Annotated in this window: 16 protein-coding genes and 1 tRNA gene; 11 read left to right on the top strand and 6 right to left on the bottom strand. The window is 63.7% G+C overall.

Annotated features, from left to right (window positions below; all coding sequences use genetic code 11):
- Positions 1 to 83: 83 nt before the first annotated feature.
- The 7 genes from O0879_RS21730 (at position 84) to gabD (ending at position 7,274) form a co-directional block, all read left to right on the top strand.
- Positions 84 to 1,097 (top strand): 2-dehydro-3-deoxygalactonokinase, encoded by a 1,014-nt coding sequence (locus tag O0879_RS21730; RefSeq protein WP_289912549.1) that lies wholly within the window; start codon positions 84 to 86, stop codon positions 1,095 to 1,097.
- Complete coding sequence (gene araD, locus O0879_RS21725) at positions 1,094 to 2,824, top strand: L-arabinonate dehydratase (protein ID WP_289918691.1); 1,731 nt, start codon at positions 1,094 to 1,096, stop codon at positions 2,822 to 2,824. The genes O0879_RS21730 and araD overlap by 4 nt, the downstream gene beginning before the upstream one ends.
- A gap of 16 nt (positions 2,825 to 2,840) precedes the next feature.
- Positions 2,841 to 3,734 (top strand): SMP-30/gluconolactonase/LRE family protein, encoded by an 894-nt coding sequence (locus O0879_RS21720; RefSeq protein WP_289918864.1) that lies wholly within the window; start codon positions 2,841 to 2,843, stop codon positions 3,732 to 3,734.
- Positions 3,735 to 3,747: 13 nt separating this feature from the next.
- Positions 3,748 to 4,401: a bifunctional 2-keto-4-hydroxyglutarate aldolase/2-keto-3-deoxy-6-phosphogluconate aldolase gene (locus O0879_RS21715; protein WP_289918690.1), complete on the top strand. Its 654-nt coding sequence runs from the start codon at positions 3,748 to 3,750 to the stop codon at positions 4,399 to 4,401.
- Positions 4,402 to 4,465: 64 nt separating this feature from the next.
- Entirely contained in the window at positions 4,466 to 4,888 is a 423-nt protein-coding gene (locus O0879_RS21710) for a CoA-binding protein (RefSeq protein WP_289918688.1), read from the top strand.
- Positions 4,885 to 5,727 (top strand): PPK2 family polyphosphate kinase, encoded by an 843-nt coding sequence (locus tag O0879_RS21705; RefSeq protein WP_152257844.1) that lies wholly within the window; start codon positions 4,885 to 4,887, stop codon positions 5,725 to 5,727. The genes O0879_RS21710 and O0879_RS21705 overlap by 4 nt, the downstream gene beginning before the upstream one ends.
- Positions 5,728 to 5,819: 92 nt before the next feature.
- Positions 5,820 to 7,274, top strand: a complete 1,455-nt coding sequence (gene gabD / locus O0879_RS21700) for an NADP-dependent succinate-semialdehyde dehydrogenase (RefSeq protein WP_289918685.1) — start codon at positions 5,820 to 5,822, stop codon at positions 7,272 to 7,274.
- Positions 7,275 to 7,430: 156 nt separating this feature from the next.
- On the opposite strand, the gene O0879_RS21695 is transcribed toward gabD, so the two are convergent.
- Positions 7,431 to 8,558 carry a poly(3-hydroxybutyrate) depolymerase gene (locus tag O0879_RS21695; protein ID WP_289918684.1) on the bottom strand — a complete coding sequence of 376 codons (1,128 nt, stop codon included), beginning with the start codon at positions 8,556 to 8,558 and terminating at the stop codon, positions 7,431 to 7,433.
- A gap of 181 nt (positions 8,559 to 8,739) precedes the next feature.
- On the opposite strand from O0879_RS21695, the gene O0879_RS21690 reads away from it, so the two are divergent.
- Together O0879_RS21690 and O0879_RS21685 are read left to right on the top strand one after the other, a co-directional pair.
- The gene (locus O0879_RS21690) at positions 8,740 to 9,333 is read left to right on the top strand and encodes a glutathione peroxidase (protein WP_034783905.1); all 594 of its coding nucleotides are present in this window, start codon (positions 8,740 to 8,742) and stop codon (positions 9,331 to 9,333) included.
- A 115-nt stretch (positions 9,334 to 9,448) separates the two neighbouring features.
- Positions 9,449 to 9,811 (top strand): DUF1428 domain-containing protein, encoded by a 363-nt coding sequence (locus O0879_RS21685; protein WP_251349549.1) that lies wholly within the window; start codon positions 9,449 to 9,451, stop codon positions 9,809 to 9,811.
- Here O0879_RS21685 and pabB read toward each other — a convergent pair.
- The 3 genes from pabB to O0879_RS21670 form a co-directional block, all read right to left on the bottom strand.
- Positions 9,804 to 11,642, bottom strand: coding sequence for an aminodeoxychorismate synthase component I (gene pabB, locus O0879_RS21680; protein ID WP_289918679.1), 1,839 nt, complete (start codon positions 11,640 to 11,642; stop codon positions 9,804 to 9,806). The two genes, O0879_RS21685 and pabB, sit on opposite strands and share 8 nt — an antisense overlap.
- A 21-nt stretch (positions 11,643 to 11,663) precedes the next feature.
- On the bottom strand, positions 11,664 to 12,239 hold the full coding sequence (gene slmA, locus O0879_RS21675; RefSeq protein ID WP_099665918.1) for a nucleoid occlusion factor SlmA: 576 nt from the start codon (positions 12,237 to 12,239) through the stop codon (positions 11,664 to 11,666).
- A gap of 102 nt (positions 12,240 to 12,341) precedes the next feature.
- Positions 12,342 to 13,076, bottom strand: coding sequence for a pyrimidine 5'-nucleotidase (locus O0879_RS21670; protein ID WP_289918677.1), 735 nt, complete (start codon positions 13,074 to 13,076; stop codon positions 12,342 to 12,344).
- A 95-nt stretch (positions 13,077 to 13,171) separates the two neighbouring features.
- Here O0879_RS21670 and O0879_RS21665 point away from each other — a divergent pair, with 95 nt between their 5' ends.
- The gene (locus O0879_RS21665) at positions 13,172 to 14,041 is read left to right on the top strand and encodes a TraB/GumN family protein (RefSeq protein WP_289918675.1); all 870 of its coding nucleotides are present in this window, start codon (positions 13,172 to 13,174) and stop codon (positions 14,039 to 14,041) included.
- A gap of 145 nt (positions 14,042 to 14,186) precedes the next feature.
- On the opposite strand, the gene O0879_RS21660 is transcribed toward O0879_RS21665, so the two are convergent.
- Both O0879_RS21660 and argB read right to left on the bottom strand, forming a co-directional pair.
- Positions 14,187 to 14,261, bottom strand: a tRNA-Thr gene (locus O0879_RS21660).
- Between the two features lie 65 nt (positions 14,262 to 14,326).
- Complete coding sequence (argB, locus tag O0879_RS21655) at positions 14,327 to 15,220, bottom strand: acetylglutamate kinase (protein ID WP_010393729.1); 894 nt, start codon at positions 15,218 to 15,220, stop codon at positions 14,327 to 14,329.
- 231 nt (positions 15,221 to 15,451) lie between these two features.
- Between argB and O0879_RS21650 the strand changes: the two genes are divergently transcribed.
- Positions 15,452 to 15,649: a cysteine-rich CWC family protein gene (locus tag O0879_RS21650; RefSeq protein WP_289918673.1), complete on the top strand. Its 198-nt coding sequence runs from the start codon at positions 15,452 to 15,454 to the stop codon at positions 15,647 to 15,649.
- The last annotated feature ends 76 nt before the right edge of the window (positions 15,650 to 15,725 follow it).

The raw sequence follows: 15,725 nt of genomic DNA, 5'->3' as shown, positions 1-15,725 counted from the left end.
TGGTCAGATATGCGGGGCAGTTCTACCATGGGGTAGTTTTTCCCTCATTTATTTTTGTCCTGACCGACGCTGCGAGCCTGCCCATGAACATACTCACCATCGATGCCGGCACCACCAATACGCGTACCTTGCTGTGGCGCGCAGGCGCCGTCGTCGCCCAGGCGCAGCTGGAAACGGGCGTGCGCAATACCGCCATCGATGGCCATAACGGCGCGCTGAAACAGGCGCTGCGCGACACCATTGCCTGCGTGCTGGCCAGCGCGGACATTGCGCCGTCCGAGGTGGACCTGGCGTTGGCCTCGGGCATGATCACCTCGCCCATGGGAGTGCGCGAAGTGCCGCATTTGCCGGCGCCCGCCGGCCTGGCCCAGCTGGCGCAAGGCATGCAGGCGGTGGACTTGCCCGACGTGCTGGCGCAGCCCCTGTGGCTGATTCCCGGCGTGCGTAACCAGCATGGCGCCGTCGGCCTGCATAACGTCGAGGCGATGGACATGATGCGCGGCGAAGAGACGGAAGTCGTCGCGTTGCTGGAACGCCTGCAATTGCGGGGCGCGGCGACCTTGATCATGCCCGGCTCGCATACCAAACTGATCAGCGTGGACGAGCAGCGCCGCATCCTCGGCTGCAGCACCACCATCGCGGGTGAACTGCTGCAGGCGATCACGCAGCATACCCTGATCAAGCAATCGGTCGATGGCGGTTTTGCGCAGACCCTGGTGCCGAAAATGCTGCTGGCCGGCGCGGCGGCGGCGCAAAAAACAGGGCTGGCGCGCGCCTGTTTCAGCGTGCGCACCCTGGGCCAGTTCAGCGCCGTCGAATGCAACGAGCGGGCCAATTTCCTGATGGGCGCCGTCCTCAGCGGTGATTTGCTGGCGCTGCGCAACAGCACCGCCATCCAGATGCGGCCCGATACCCCGCTCGTCATTACCGGCAAGCCCATGCTGCGCCAGGCGCTCGGGCTGCTGATCGAAGAACACGGATTTTTTTATGGCAAGCGCATCATCGTCGACGACCAGCAGCAAGCCAATCTGGCCGGCCACGGTGCGCTGCTGATCGCCGCCGCGCGCGGCTTGATTTCCCCGCAGGAGACAGTATGAGTGACAACAAGAACAAGCGTCCCTTGCGTTCGCAAGCGTGGTTTGGCGGTGACGACAAAGACAGTTTCATTCACCGCAGCTGGATGAAGAACCAGGGCTATCCCAGCGACGCCTTCGATGGCCGTCCCGTCATCGGCATCTGCAATACCTGGTCCGAACTGACCCCCTGCAATGGCCATTTCCGCGACCTGGCCGAGATGGTCAAGCGCGGCGTGCTCGAAGCGGGCGGTTTTCCCGTCGAATTCCCCGTGATGTCGCTGGGCGAGACGAACCTGCGCCCGACGGCCATGTTGTTCCGTAACCTGGCCAGCATGGATGTCGAGGAATCGATCCGCGCCAATCCGATCGACGGCGTGGTGCTACTGACGGGCTGCGACAAGACCACTCCGGCCCTGCTGATGGGCGCGGCCAGCGTGGACTTGCCGACCATCGTGCTGTCGGGTGGTCCCATGTTGAACGGTAACTACCGCGGCAAACCGATCGGCTCCGGCACGGACGTGTGGAAGTTTTCCGAGGACGTGCGCGCCGGGCGCATGACCTCAAACGAATTCAAACAGGCCGAATCGTGCATGTCGCGCTCCGCCGGCCACTGCATGACCATGGGCACGGCTTCCACCATGGCCAGCATGGTCGAGGCACTGGGCGTGACCCTGCCCGGCAACGCTGCCATTCCCGCCGTCGATGCGCGCCGCAAGCTGCAGGCGCAGCTGACGGGCCGGCGCATCGTCGACATGGTGCATGAAGACCTGAAACTGTCGCAGATCCTCACGCGCGAGGCGTTTGAAAACGCCATCATGGTCAACGGCGCCATCGGCGGCTCGACCAATGCCGTGATCCACCTGCTGGCCATCGCCGGGCGCATCGGCGTGGACATGCGCCTGGGCGACTGGGACCGTCTGGGGCGCGACATTCCCTGCCTGCTGAACCTGATGCCGTCGGGTCAATACCTGATGGAAGATTTTTATTATGCGGGCGGCCTGCCCGTGATCATCCGCGATCTGCTGGGCAAATTGCATGGCGAGGCGCTCACCGTCACGGGCGCCAGCATGGCCGTCAACGTGGCCGAAGCGGAAAATTTCAATCCCGAGGTGATCACGCCGCTGGCGCAGCCCTTCAAGGACGAGGGCGGCATCGCCGTCCTGCATGGCAACCTGGCCCCGCGCGGTGCCGTCATCAAGCCGTCCGCCGCCTCGCCCGAACTGATGCAGCACCGTGGCCGCGCCGTCGTCTTCAACAGCATCGAGCATTATAAAAAGCGTGTCGACGATCCGGCCCTTGATATCGACGCCAGCTGCGTGATGGTGCTGCAAAATTGCGGCCCGCAGGGTTATCCGGGGATGGCCGAAGTGGGCAATATGGGACTGCCGAAAAAACTGCTGGAGCAGGGCGTGCGCGACATGGTGCGCATCTCGGACGCGCGCATGAGCGGCACGGCCTACGGCACAGTGGTGCTGCACGTGGCGCCGGAAGCGGCCGTGGGCGGGCCGCTGGCATTGGTGCGCGATGGCGACATGATTGAACTGGATGTGGCGGGGCGCCGCTTGCACCTGGACGTCGACGAGGCCGAACTGGCGCGCCGGCGCGCCGAGTGGAGCGCACCGCCGCCGGCCATGCAGGGCGGCTACCAGGCTATGTATATCAAGCACGTGACGCAGGCCGACGAAGGCGCGGACCTGGACTTTCTCGTCGGCTGCCGCGGTTCCGCGGTTCCGCGCGAATCACACTGAAAAACAAGGAAAAATGATGGGGACACAGGCCCAACTACTGGTCGATGCGCAGAACTTCCTCGGCGAGGGCGTGCGCTGGTGCGAACGCAGCGGCCGCGTTTTCTGGACGAATATCGAAGGCTGCCAGCTGCATGCGCTGGTGCTGGCCACGGGCGAGCGCCAGACGTGGGCCATGCCCGAGCGCCTGGCGTGCTTTGCGCTGACGGACAGCGACGACGTGCTGCTGCTGGGACTGGCTTCGCGTCTGGCCTGGTTTGATGCGCGCAGCGGGGCCGTCACGCCCTTGCACACGGTGGAGGGGGACTTGCCCATGACGCGCCTGAACGATGGCCGCTGCGACCGCCAGGGACGCTTTGTCTTCGGCACGCTCGATGAGCGCCCGTGCCGCGATGCCGTCGCCAGCTTCTATCGCCTCAACCTGGACCTGACCCTGGAGCGCCTGCCGCTGCCGCAGATCGCCATCTCGAACAGCATCTGCTTCAGCGTCGATGGCACGGCCATGTACTTCTGCGACTCGATGAAGAAGGCGATCTACCGCTGGGACGATTATCTGGGGGGCGACGCCAGCCGGGTGCGCGTGTTTGCCGTGCTCGATCCGGGCCCCGGCGCCGCCGATGGCGCTACCGTCGATGCGGATGACTACTTGTGGAGCGCGCAATGGGGAGCCGGCAGGGTCTTGCGCTTCGCGCCGGACGGCAGCGTCGAGCGCGCGATAGCCTTGCCCGTGTCGCAGCCCAGCTGCGTGAGCCTGGGCGGGCCACACTACGACGAATTGTTTGTCACGACGGCGCAGGAGAGCTTGAGCCGGGCCCAGCTGGCGAGCGAACCGCTGGCCGGGGGATTGTTTCATGCGCGCCAGGTGGGCGTGCGCGGTTTGCCGGAAGTGCGCTTTGGCGCCCTGCCGGCCTGACAGGAGAGAGCAAATGCAGAAGCACACGGTTTTCGAGGGCATTATCGAACGGGGTATGGTCGGCATCGTGCGCGCCTCTTCGGCGCAGGCGGCCGTGCAGATTGCCGAGGCATGTATCGCCGGCGGCATCACGGCGCTGGAAGTGGCGTTCACCACGCCCGATACCCTGGGCGTGCTGCGCACCCTGCGCGAACGCCATGGTCATGAGGTGCTGCTGGGCGCGGGCACGGTGCTCGATACGGAGACGGCGCGCGCCGCCATCCTGGCCGGCGCCCAGTTCATCATCTCGCCCGGCGTCAATGTGGAGACGATTGCGCTGTGCCAGCGCTACCAGGTGCTGGCCATGCCGGGGGCGATGACGCCGACGGAGATCGTCACGGCCCTGCAGGCCGGCGCCGACATCGTCAAGGTCTTCCCCGCCGAGATGTTCGGCCCCGCCTACATCAAGGCCCTGCGCGCGCCCTTGCCGCAGGCGCCATTGATGCCCACGGGCGGCGTGACGGTGGAGAACCTCGACGAATGGTTTGCCAGCGGCGCCGTGGCCGTGGGCATCGGCAGCAGCCTGAGTGGCCCGGGCGCCACGGGAGATTACGCGGCCATGACGGCGCGCGCGCAAGCCTTCGTGGCGAAGATGGCGGCCGTGCGGACGGCTAAGTCTTCTGGCTAGCTCCCACCGGGACGGGAATCTGCTACGCTAAAGGAGCAATGTCGCACGCCTCATAGACCAGAATATGTCCAACATCGCCCGCATCCTGCAAGACAGCCGCATCATCGCCATCGTCGGCATGTCCGACAAGCCCGAACGCGCCAGCCATGAAGTGGCAGATTACCTGCTGCGGCATGGCTATCGCGTGTTGCCCGTCAATCCGGCCCTCGCCGGACGCGATGTGCTGGGGCAGCGCGCTTACGCCACCCTGACGCAGGCCGCGGCGGCTGTCGCGCCAGCGTGCATCGACATCGTCGACTGCTTCCGCAAGTCAGAAGATATTCTGCCCATCGCCGAGGAAGCCATCGCCGTCAAGGCTGGCTGCCTGTGGCTGCAGCTCGACGTAGTCAACGAGCAGGCGGCGCAGCTGGCGCGGGCGGCGGGCCTGGAGGTGGTGATGGACCATTGCACAAAAATCGAGCACCGCAAGCTGGCGGTGGCGGCATGAAGGCGCGCACGCAGTTCCGTGCCGGGAAGGACTTCGACCTGAACGAGGATTTCGCCGGCAAGCGCCTGCTGGGCGCCGCCACTAAGGCGGCGAACAAGAAGCTGACGGCGGCCCAGTGCAAGGCCCTGGACCGCGAGGAAACCGTGGCCCTGACGGCGCAGATCGCCGAGTGCCAGAGCATGCTGTACGCGCAGCACAAAAAGAAGGTGCTGCTGGTCTTGCAGGGCATGGATACGTCGGGCAAGGATGGCACGGTCAAGGCGATCTTCAGCAATATCAACCCGATGGGCATCCGCGCCGTGGCGTTCAAGGGACCCACCGATATCGAACTGGCGCACGATTACCTGTGGCGCGTGCACCAGCATGTGCCCGTGAAAGGCGAGATCGCCATCTTCAACCGCAGCCATTACGAGGATGTGCTGATCACGCGCGTGCAGGACATGATCGACAAGGCCGAATGCCAGCGCCGCTATGCGCAGATCCGCGATTTCGAGCGCATGCTGAGCGAAACGGGCACCGTCATCCTGAAAGTCTTCCTGCATATCTCGAAGGACGAGCAACGCGGACGGCTGCAGGAGCGGCTCGATGATCCCGACCGCCAGTGGAAGTTCGATCCCAACGATATCGCCCAGCGCAAGAAGTGGGATGGCTACCAGCGCGCCTATGAAACGGCGATCCGCGAGACGGATGCCGACCACGCGCCGTGGTACGTGGTGCCATCGAACTCCAAGACGCAGCGCAACCTGGTGGTCGCGTCCCTGCTGCTGGAAACCCTGCAGGGCATGAAGCTGGAATACCCGGCGCCGGACCCGAAACTGTCGTCTTTCAAGGTCGAGTAGAGCTCGGGGCAGTTCAGCGCCGCGCCTGCGAAATCTGCCGCGCTGTGGCATAGTATCCCTCGTCGATAATTCAAACCAGACCGGAGATGCATATGCTGCAGTTGAAAGATCCTACCTTGTTGCGTCACCAGGCTTACGTGAATGGAGCCTGGGTCGATGCCGATGGTGGCCAGACGATTAATGTGAGCAATCCCGCCACGGGCGAGCATATCGGCACGGTGCCCCTGATGGGCGCCGCCGAGACGCGCCGCGCCATCGAGGCGGCCAATGCCGCCTGGCCTGCCTGGCGCAAGAAGACGGCCAAGGAGCGCGCGGCCGTGCTGCGCCGCTGGCATGACCTGATCCTGGAAAACGCCGACGACCTGGCGCTGATCATGACCACCGAGCAGGGCAAACCCCTGCCGGAAGCGAAGGGCGAAGTGCAGTTCGGCGCCTCGTTCATCGAGTGGTTTGCCGAAGAAGGCAAGCGCGTTGCGGGCGATACCCTGCAATCGCCTTGGCCGGACCGCCGCCTGGTCATCACCAAGGAGCCGATCGGCGTGTGCGCCGCCATCACGCCGTGGAACTTCCCCGCCGCCATGATCACCCGCAAAGTCGGCCCGGCCCTGGCCGCCGGCTGCCCGATGGTCCTGAAACCGGCTGAAGCAACGCCGTTTTCCGCGCTGGCGCTGGCCGTGCTGGCCGAGCGCGCAGGCGTGCCTGCGGGCGTGTTCAGCATCGTCACGGGTGCGCCGAAAGACATCGGCGGCGAAATGACGTCGAACCCGATCGTGCGCAAGCTGACGTTTACGGGTTCGACCCAGGTGGGCCGCCTGCTGGCGGAACAGTGCGCGCCAACGATCAAGAAACTGTCGCTGGAACTGGGCGGCAATGCGCCGTTCATCGTCTTCGACGACGCGGACCTGGATGCGGCCGTGGAAGGCGCCATCGCCTCGAAATACCGCAATGCGGGCCAGACCTGCGTGTGCGCCAACCGCCTGTACGTGCAGGACAGCGTGTATGACGCGTTTGCCGACAAACTGGTGGCCGCCGTGGCCAAGCTGAAGGTGGGCAATGGCATCGAGGCGGGCGTCACGCAAGGTCCGTTGATCGACGCCAAGGCCGTCGCCAAGGTGGAAGAACACGTGGCCGACGCGCTGGGCAAGGGCGGCCGCCTGCTCGCTGGCGGCAAGCGCCATGCGCTGGGCAACGGCTTCTTCGAGCCGACCATCATCGCCGACGTGACGAACGACATGCGCGTGGCCACCGAGGAAACCTTCGGCCCGCTGGCGCCCCTGTTCCGCTTCAAGAAGGACGATGAAGTCATCGCCCTGGCCAACAACACGGAATTCGGCCTGGCTGCCTACTTCTATTCGCGCGACATCGGCCGCATCTGGCGCGTGGCCGAAGGCCTGGAAACGGGCATGGTCGGCGTCAACACGGGCCTGATCTCGAACGAGATCGCCCCCTTCGGCGGCGTCAAGCAATCGGGCCTGGGCCGTGAAGGGTCGACCTACGGTATCGAAGACTATCTGGTCATCAAGTACATCTGCATGGGCGGTATCTAGGATGCTTGATTAAATCTACTGCGCGGCGCGCTTTCCGGCCTGCGATGCGCGCTGCCTCGGCGGCCCCGTACTCAGTACAGCTGCGCTTTTTAGCCAGATGGGGCGTCGAGCCTCGTTGCCGCTCGCTACGATTTTCTCAAGCATCCGTGACGTCCGTTATCGACGGCTGTTACGAACCGATCCTAACCTGTCCAGCATGCCCTTGACCGCTTCCATCTGCGTGCCGCTCTTGCGGTAGAAATCCGGGTCGATCGGATTGATGCTGGTGTAGCCCCAGAAATCCCAGCAGCCTTTCGGGTTGTACGGGTAGACGGGGCTCGGTTCGGCCTGCGGATACAGCACGATGATCTTGTTGGCGTCCGCCACCTGGTTGTAGCCGGTGCTGGTATAGAAACGGTCGCCGATGGCTTGCGTCGTTTGCAAACAGCCGTGGAACACCACGTGCACGCGGCAGCTCTCGCTGTCGCAGGCTTTCGGGATGTAGGCGTAGCCCGTATTGTTCATGCTCGAGTACGCGTTCTGGATGAAGCTGCGCTGGTTGAAGGCGATCAGCTTGCCCGTCAGCGTGGTCGACGCGGGCTGCAGGTCCGGGTACAGGTGCTGCAGGATGTCGCGCGCCTGCACGAAGTCGCAGTCATTGATGAAGGGCGACGCCGTTACATCGCAAGCCTTGTCCTGGTTGTTGTCCGTGATGATGGCATGGCCTGCGCCGACATTGTCGACGAAGCGGATCTGCTCGGCCGGCGTGCCCGCCAGCGCATAGAATTTCCCCACCTGTTCCACCACCGGCCGCGTCACGGTCTGGTCTTTCGTTCCGCTGAACAGATACACGCGCTGGCGTTTCAGGTTGGCCGTGTCGTCGATGAGGCGGGCGCGCGCGAAGTCGTTCGCCGCGCGCAGCAATTCGCTGGCGACAGGCGGCGCCACCTGCGCGCTGCCCGGATTCATGCAGGTGGTCAGGGCATTCGTCAGGTAGGGGATGTAGGGGAAGCGGCCTGGCTGGCCCGAGCAGAAATACGGGCCGCCCGCGATGATGCCGGCGCCGGCCACCGTGGCCGAGTAGGCGACGGCAAACTGCGCCGCCATGAAGCCGCCCGAGGACAGGCCGGACACGGTGGTCTGGCTCAGGTCAGCCTGGTAGCCGGGCAGGGCGGGAGCATCCCTGGTCGCGGCGGGCTTGGCAGCTTTGGCGGCCGTGGCGGCGAGCGCGCCGCCTGGCGCCAGGGTGAGCAGGCTGGCGGCCAGCAGGGCGGTGGGTAATGCGGTCAGGTGCGGGAAGGGCATGGCGACTCCACAAGGCAAGAAATGGGATAGGAAGGCCGAGCATAGGTAAAAAAACTGTGCGTTGGGCAAGTACTGCACTGTCGTTGATGTCGCTCAAGCAATCGCTGTTGTTGTCCGTCTCATACGCGTGCGCGGCGTTTGACATAGAATGGTTTTTTTCCGTTCAACCATGGTGCCCTTCATGTCCAAGACCCTTGCCCAGCTGTTCGCGCTGACCACCCTTGCCGCCAGTGCCAGCCTGGCCATGCCGGCCCATGCTGCCGAAGCCGCTACAGCTACCGCTGCTCCGGCCGCCTGCCCCGCGATTCTCAAGCAGACCTTCAACCGCCTGCAGGATGAAGCGCCGCAAAACCTGTGCCAGTACGCGGGCAAGGTGGTGCTGGTGGTCAATACGGCCAGTTATTGTGGTTTTACTAATCAATATGAAGGGCTCGAGGCGCTGTACGCCAAGTACGGCAGCAAGGGCCTGGTGGTGCTGGGCTTCCCGTCGAACGATTTCGGCAAGCAGGAGCCGGGCAACAGCAAGGAAATCGCTGATTTCTGCTACAACACCTATGGCGTGAAGTTTCCCATGTTCGCCAAATCGGTGGTCTCCGGCCCCGCGCCGAATCCGCTGTATGTGGACTTGATCAAGCAGACGGGCAAGACCCCAGCCTGGAATTTCCACAAATACCTGATCGACCGCCACGGTAAAGTGGTGGAAAGCTTCCCGAGCAAAGTGACGCCGGACGACAAGAAACTCGTTGGCGCGGTGGAAAAAGCGCTGGCGCTGTAAGTTGCCGACACGCAAGCAGGCTTGATCGCCTGCTTTTTTTTAATGCCGCGCTTGTCGTCTTGCCATCATTGTCCTAAGCTGGTTGTTCGCGTTTGTCACAACCAAGGAGAACATCATGGCGTATGTCGATGGATTTGTGGTGCCCGTACCGAAAGCCAAGCTCGAAGCCTACCTGGCCATGTCGCGCAGTTGCGGCGCCATCTGGCGCGAGTACGGCGCGCTGGAATTTCGCGAATGCGTGGGCGACGATGTCAAGCCAGGCAAGCTGACCTCGTTCCCGCAGGCGGTGGACTTGCAGGATGGCGAAGTGGTGGTGTTTTCCTGGATCGTGTATGCGTCGCGCGCCAAGCGCGATGAAATCAACGACAAGGTCATGAAAGACCCGCGCCTGGCCGAGATGATGGATCCGGCCAAGCTGCCGTTCGATGGCAAGCGGATGATTTATGGTGGTTACGAGATGCAGGTAGATATCAGGTAACCAGCTGCGCCGGTATCGCCCCGCGTAGCGCGTTGCACACGACAATCGCTTCGGCCCGCGCCAGCATGGCCCGCGTGATGATGGTTTCCTGCGCGTCCCAGGCGGGATCGGCCAGCATGGCGGCGCGTTGCACGCCGGGCAGCAGGCCGCAGGACAGGGGCGGCGTATGCCAGCGGCCATCGAGGCGGATGAAGACATTGCTGCGCCCGCCTTCCGTCAGTTCGCCCCGTTCGTTAAAGAACAGCATGTCGAAGCTGCCTCGCGCCTCGGCTGCGCGCCAGGCCGCGTCGTAGCGTGCGCGCACGCTGCTCTTGTGACGCAGGAACAGGTCGTCGGCAGTCGTGGCGTCGGGTGCCAGCAGGATGGTTACCGTGTCCGGCAGGGCAGTGAGCGCACCGCTTTGCGTCGTGAACTGGCCATCCTGGCGCAGCGCCAGGCGCAGGCGGAAGGGCGCGTCGTCGGGACGCGCCGCGCAGGCCGCCTGCAGCGAGGCACGCGCGGCACTGTCACTCCAGGCAAAACCGAAGTAGGCGCAGGAGGCGGCCAGGCGCGCCAGATGGCGCTCCTGCTGGCGGCAGCCGCCGGTGCGGCTGGCGTGCAGGGTCTCGAACAGTTCGAAGTCGTTCGTGAGGCCCGTGAGGAAGCGGGCCTTGAGCTGGCACTCCGCAAATTCCTCGTGCGGGTCGCTGTCGAGCACGATGCCGGCACCCACGCCCATCTCGCCGCGCCGGATGCCGTCAGGGCCAGCCGGCTGCAAGGCCAGGGTGCGGATCGGTACTGACATGCAGAAGTCGCCCACCGCGTGGGTAGCGCCGGCGGCGGGAGGGTCGAACCAGCCGATGGCGCCCGTATAGATGCCGCGCGGCGCCGGCTCCAGCTCGGCGATGATTTCCATGGTACGGCGTTTCGGTGCGCCCGTGATCGAGCCGCAAGGATACAAGGCCAGGAAGATGTCGGCCAGGCTGGCGTCGTCGCGCAGGCGCGCCTGCACGGTGGAGGTCATTTGCAGCACGCTGCTGTAGCGCGTCACCTCAAACAGGGCCGGCACCTTGACGGAGCCGGTGACGGCGATGCGGCCGATGTCGTTGCGCAGCAGGTCGACGATCATCAGGTTTTCCGCGCGGTTCTTCGGATCGTTGGCCAGGGCGCTGGCGCGGCGCGCGTTTTCTGCCGTTTGCTCAGGCGGGGCGGCAGGCGCCGTGCCTTTCATGGGGCGCGCCATCAGCTCGCCTTGCGCATGGCGCACGAACAGTTCCGGCGACAGCGACAGCAGGGCGCCGCCATCGGGCAGCATCACCAGCGCGCCGTAGGGCACGGGCTGGCGCGCGCGCAGCCGCGCATACAGGGCCAGGGGCGAGCCGAAGGCGTCGAAGCGCAAGCGATACGTGTAGTTGACCTGGTAGGTGTCGCCGGCCACGATGTAGTCGTGGATGCGGTGCAGCGCACGCGTGAATTCGGCTTGATCCACATTCGCGCGGATATCGGCCACGCCGGCTGGCGCTGCGTCGGCGTGGACGCGCGCGTCCAGCCATTGCGCCACCTCGTCCTGCGACAGCTGCGTGCAATGGTCGAAGACAAGCACTTGCGCCAGCGGCGGCGCGTTGATGCCTGCCGCGCGCGGCGGCATGGCCAGCAAATGCGCCCCCAGCTCGTAGCTGCACACGCTGACGGCGTACTGGCCGCGATGTAAGGCGTCTTGCAGGCCTTCCAGCAACTCGGGCCACGCTTGCCCCTCGGTGCATTGCAAGACCGCCGCCAGGCCCGTGTACAGGCGCGAACCGGCGCCCGGGGTACTGGCGTCGTCGAGCAGGGCGAAACAGTCGGTATGCATGGGGACAGCCGCGGCGGTGACTTACCCCAGCAGCATGGCGATTTGCAGCGCCGCTTCCTGGGAGGGATTGATCTTGAAGCCGCTCTTGGCGTAGCGGTGCCAGCGTCCGATGACGAAGCCGACGATCAGGGTGGCGCGCGCCGCCACTTCGCTTTCCTTGCCATGGCCTTCGGCGGCGGCCACGCGCAAGGCCTGCTTGAGCGCCAGTTCCACGCGGTCGTAGAACTGGTTCATGCGCACTTGCAGGCGCTCGTCCTCATTGACCAGCGCATCGCCGATCAATACGCGCGTCATGCCCGGATTGCTGATGGCGAAATTGAGCAGCATGCCGACGATGTCGCGCGTTTGCGTCATGCCGTCGCTGTGCTTTTCCGCGATCTGGTTGATCAGGCCGAAAACGCTCGACTCGATGAATTCGATCAGCCCTTCGAACATTTGCGCCTTGCTGGCGAAATGGCGGTACAGGGCCGCTTCCGACACGGCCAGTCTGGCCGCCAGTGCGGCAGTGGTAATCTTTTCGCCTTTCGGCTGCTCCAGCATTGCGGCGAGGGCCTGAAGAATTTGTAGCCTGCGTTGGCCCGGCGGTGTGCTTGCCATATTTTCTCTTGTCGTTAAAAAAAATGCTGCCTTGATGGGGAGGTCCGTCACCGCCGCTAGCGGTGCGGCTTCCGGCGTCAACCGGAAGCCCAGGAGTCCCCTTCAACGCAGACGGTGAAGGCGGCGTGCCAAATGCCGGACAGATTTTACTTTGACATCGACGTAAGCGGGGCGATTTAACGACTTGGGCAACTTCGCCACGCCGATCGGATCCGCCATTTTCAGGTATTGCGTGACCCATGCCGTGCGCAGGCCCAGTTTTTTCGCGCCCTTCAGGTTGGCCAGGGTGTCTTCCACCAGGATGCAGCGGCCAGGGCGGATCTGGTGCTTGCGCATCAACTTGCGTAGCATCAGGGTCGATGGCTTGGGCCGCAGCTGGCGGTGCACATGCATCGCCTCGATGGCGATATGCTGCGAAAAATGCTGGCGCAAGCCCAGGTGGCGCATCACGTCGCTCGAATAGCGCAGCGGCGCGTTGGTGAGTAAAATTTTACGGCCAGGCAGGCGTTTGAGTAAAGCCCCCAGCCCCCGCTCGGCGCGTATCATGGCGCGCAAATCGTCGAATGCATGCGTCTCGTGCAAAAAATGCGCTGCCTGTACCTGATGGTGCTTGACCATGCCCAGCAAGGTGGCGCCATAGCGGCGCCAGTAGGCCGCGCGCGCCGCATTGACGATGGCGTCGTCGGCCGGCGTCACGCCGTCGCCCAGCACGCGGGCAATATACGTGTTCATATTGGCCGTGATGGTGGGGAAGATGGCGTGCGAGGCATTGTGCAGCGTGTTGTCGAGGTCAAACAGCCAGACCGGCGACGAGCGGTTAAGATGGGACACAGGCACAGGAGTCTTTAGGCAAGATGATAAGCAAGATGAAAAATTCAACAATCAGGAAAACCATGCGACGCCAGATTATAGTGATGTTTTGCGGATTATTCTTGCTGCCGTTGCCGGCGGCCTTTGCCGAAGCGCCGCCTGCGGCGCAAAACCGGGGCGCCCTGTTCAAGGTGCAGGACGCCAGCCACACCCTGTATCTGTTCGGCACCATCCACGTCGGCGCGCCCGATTTTTATCCGCTCGAGCCGACGGTGACGCAGGCGCTGCACCAGGCTGGCGCGCTGGCGCTGGAGATCGATCCCGGCGCCGACCCGCGCGCCGCCTTGGGCGCCGTGCTGAAGTACGGCATGGAGGCGCCGGGCAGCCAAGTGCCGCTTGATTGCCGCCAGACCCTGGCCCCGCGCTTGGCGCCGCTGTTGCAAAAATACGGCATTCCAGCCGAGTCGGTGGCGCCGATGAAGCCGTGGATGCTGGCCAGCATGCTGGCCATCGGCGAGTTTTCCACCCTGGGCTACCGCTCCGACCTGGCCGTCGACAATTATCTGTCGCAACAGGCCAAGGCGCGCAAGATCCCCGTGGTGGAACTCGAGTCGATGGAAGGCCAGATGGCGCTGTTCGGCGCCATGTCGCCGGCCGACCAGTGCCGTTTCCTGGAAGACGGCGTGGCGTCGATCGAGGACCAGGAACAAAGCCAGGAAGCGCGCGAGATCGCCAACGCCTGGCGCACGGCCGACGCGGCCGCCTTCGACAGGTTGGCCGCCAAGGCAGCGACAGACCCGTCGTTCGCCGCCCAGTTCGTGCAAAAGGTGTTGCTGGATGGCCGCAACCCCGCCCTGGCCGACGGCATCGCCAGGTTGCTGGCGCGCGAAAAGTCCAGCCTGGCCGCCATCGGCGTGCTGCATCTGGTGGGCACGAAAAGCGTTCCGGATTTATTGCGTCAGAAGGGCTTGAAGGTCGAGCGGGTGTATTGAACTGGTGGCTTAGCCGCGCAACAAACGGCGGCAGAGCAGATGGAAAAGTGTTCAGGGCAAGGCGTACTGACGAAGACAGTACGCATGTACGGCGAGGCAGTACAACGCCGCCATGGACATTTTTTCAGCTGCGGGGAAAGGATACTGGTGCCCTTGACGTGGATCGAACACGTGGCCTCTCCCTTACCAAGGGAGTGCTCTACCACTGAGCTACAAGGGCAAATTAAAAGCGGCGCCAGGTGATCTGCGCCGCCAAACTACTCGCTGTGATGCATTGCGATTTTTTTAGTGCGAACGGATCATAGTACCAAAAGCTTGCTCGGTCAACACTTCCAGCAATAATGAGTGTTCGATGCGGCCGTCGATGATGTGCACCGTGTTCACGCCGGATTTGGCGGCGTCGAGTGCGGACGAGATCTTCGGCAGCATGCCGCCCGAGATCGTGCCGTCGGCGAACATCTCGTCGATTTCGCGCGCCGACAGGTCGGTCACCAGGTTGCCCTGCTTGTCCTGGACGCCGGCGATGTTGGTCATCATGATCAGCTTTTCCGCTTTCAGGATTTCCGCGATCTTGCCGGCTACCACGTCGGCGTTGATGTTGTAGGCCTGGCCATCCTGGCCGAAACCGATCGGCGAGATGATGGGAATGAAGGCGTCGTCCTGCAGCGCCTTGACGACGGCCGGGTTGATCGCGTCGATCTCGCCGACGAAGCCGATGTCGAGGAATTCGCCCGGATGTTCGCGGTCCGGCATCTGCATCTTGCGCGCGCGGATCAAGCCGCCATCCTTGCCCGTCAGGCCCACAGCCTGGCCGCCGTAATGGTTGATCAGCATGACGATATCCTGCTGCACTTCGCCGCCCAGCACCCACTCCACCACTTCCATGGTTTCTTCATCGGTGATGCGCATGCCTTGCACGAAGGTGCCTTGCTTGCCGATTTTTTTCAGCGCGTTGTCGATCTGCGGTCCGCCGCCGTGCACCACGACCGGGTTCATGCCGACCAGCTTGAGCAGGATGACGTCGCGCGCGAAGCCGTGCTTCAGGCGTTCGTCCGTCATGGCATTGCCACCGTACTTGATGACGATGGTCTTGCCATGGAAATTGCGGATGTAGGGCAGGGCCTCGGCCAGAATCTGCGCCTTGATTTGTGGCGACACCGCCGTCAAGTCGTCATTCATGTCCAGGTTCAAGTTAGCTAGTTGATTCATGGCGAGTCCGGAAAATAGATTTGTGGGATTTTACAGGGAAGAAGAAAATCTTGGAGGCATTATAGGGCGATCTTGTTGTATTTTCCCTGATGATCCTATAGTCTGGCCCGATATGCCCCCCAGCCAGCCCTTTTACTGCCCGTTACATCTGCGTCGCATCCTGGCGCGGCAGGACACACACTTGCCAATTCAAACACAGCCATGAGCGTATGCAGCCTGTGCGGCGCCACCTTCCAGTGCGGCCAGCTTGATCCGGACGCCAAGGAACCCTGCTGGTGCGTGGCCCTGCCGCCGGCCGTTCCCGTGCCCGGCAGCACCGCCGTGGGCTGCTGGTGCCCCGCCTGCCTGCAAGAGCGCATCGCCGCCTTGACCCCTCCGGCAGCAAGGCCGGCCAAATAAGCGCATCGGCGCGCTTTTTCCTTTGCAAAAGACCTTGCATTTTGTAGGGGAATACGTTCAGACTTCGATTTTTAAG

The organism is Janthinobacterium sp. SUN120 (genome assembly GCF_030397735.1).
GTDB lineage: Bacteria > Pseudomonadota > Gammaproteobacteria > Burkholderiales > Burkholderiaceae_D > Janthinobacterium > Janthinobacterium kumbetense.
This window is presented reverse-complemented; position numbering and strand designations above follow the sequence as displayed.

What these genes read in the sequence shown, in the direction of transcription:
- O0879_RS21695 (WP_289918684.1), bottom strand. Translation starts at nt 8,558, where the DNA reads ATGCCCTTCCCGCACCTGACCGCATTACCCACCGCCCTGCTGGCCGCC.
- slmA (WP_099665918.1), bottom strand. Translation starts at nt 12,239, where the DNA reads ATGGCAAGCACACCGCCGGGCCAACGCAGGCTACAAATTCTTCAGGCC.
- O0879_RS21705 (WP_152257844.1), top strand. Translation starts at nt 4,885, where the DNA reads ATGAAGGCGCGCACGCAGTTCCGTGCCGGGAAGGACTTCGACCTGAAC.
- O0879_RS21710 (WP_289918688.1), top strand. Translation starts at nt 4,466, where the DNA reads ATGTCCAACATCGCCCGCATCCTGCAAGACAGCCGCATCATCGCCATC.
- argB (WP_010393729.1), bottom strand. Translation starts at nt 15,220, where the DNA reads ATGAATGACGACTTGACGGCGGTGTCGCCACAAATCAAGGCGCAGATT.
- O0879_RS21650 (WP_289918673.1), top strand. Translation starts at nt 15,452, where the DNA reads ATGAGCGTATGCAGCCTGTGCGGCGCCACCTTCCAGTGCGGCCAGCTT.
- O0879_RS21685 (WP_251349549.1), top strand. Translation starts at nt 9,449, where the DNA reads ATGGCGTATGTCGATGGATTTGTGGTGCCCGTACCGAAAGCCAAGCTC.
- araD (WP_289918691.1), top strand. Translation starts at nt 1,094, where the DNA reads ATGAGTGACAACAAGAACAAGCGTCCCTTGCGTTCGCAAGCGTGGTTT.
- O0879_RS21715 (WP_289918690.1), top strand. Translation starts at nt 3,748, where the DNA reads ATGCAGAAGCACACGGTTTTCGAGGGCATTATCGAACGGGGTATGGTC.
- O0879_RS21690 (WP_034783905.1), top strand. Translation starts at nt 8,740, where the DNA reads ATGTCCAAGACCCTTGCCCAGCTGTTCGCGCTGACCACCCTTGCCGCC.
- pabB (WP_289918679.1), bottom strand. Translation starts at nt 11,642, where the DNA reads ATGCATACCGACTGTTTCGCCCTGCTCGACGACGCCAGTACCCCGGGC.
- O0879_RS21730 (WP_289912549.1), top strand. Translation starts at nt 84, where the DNA reads ATGAACATACTCACCATCGATGCCGGCACCACCAATACGCGTACCTTG.
- O0879_RS21720 (WP_289918864.1), top strand. Translation starts at nt 2,841, where the DNA reads ATGGGGACACAGGCCCAACTACTGGTCGATGCGCAGAACTTCCTCGGC.
- gabD (WP_289918685.1), top strand. Translation starts at nt 5,820, where the DNA reads ATGCTGCAGTTGAAAGATCCTACCTTGTTGCGTCACCAGGCTTACGTG.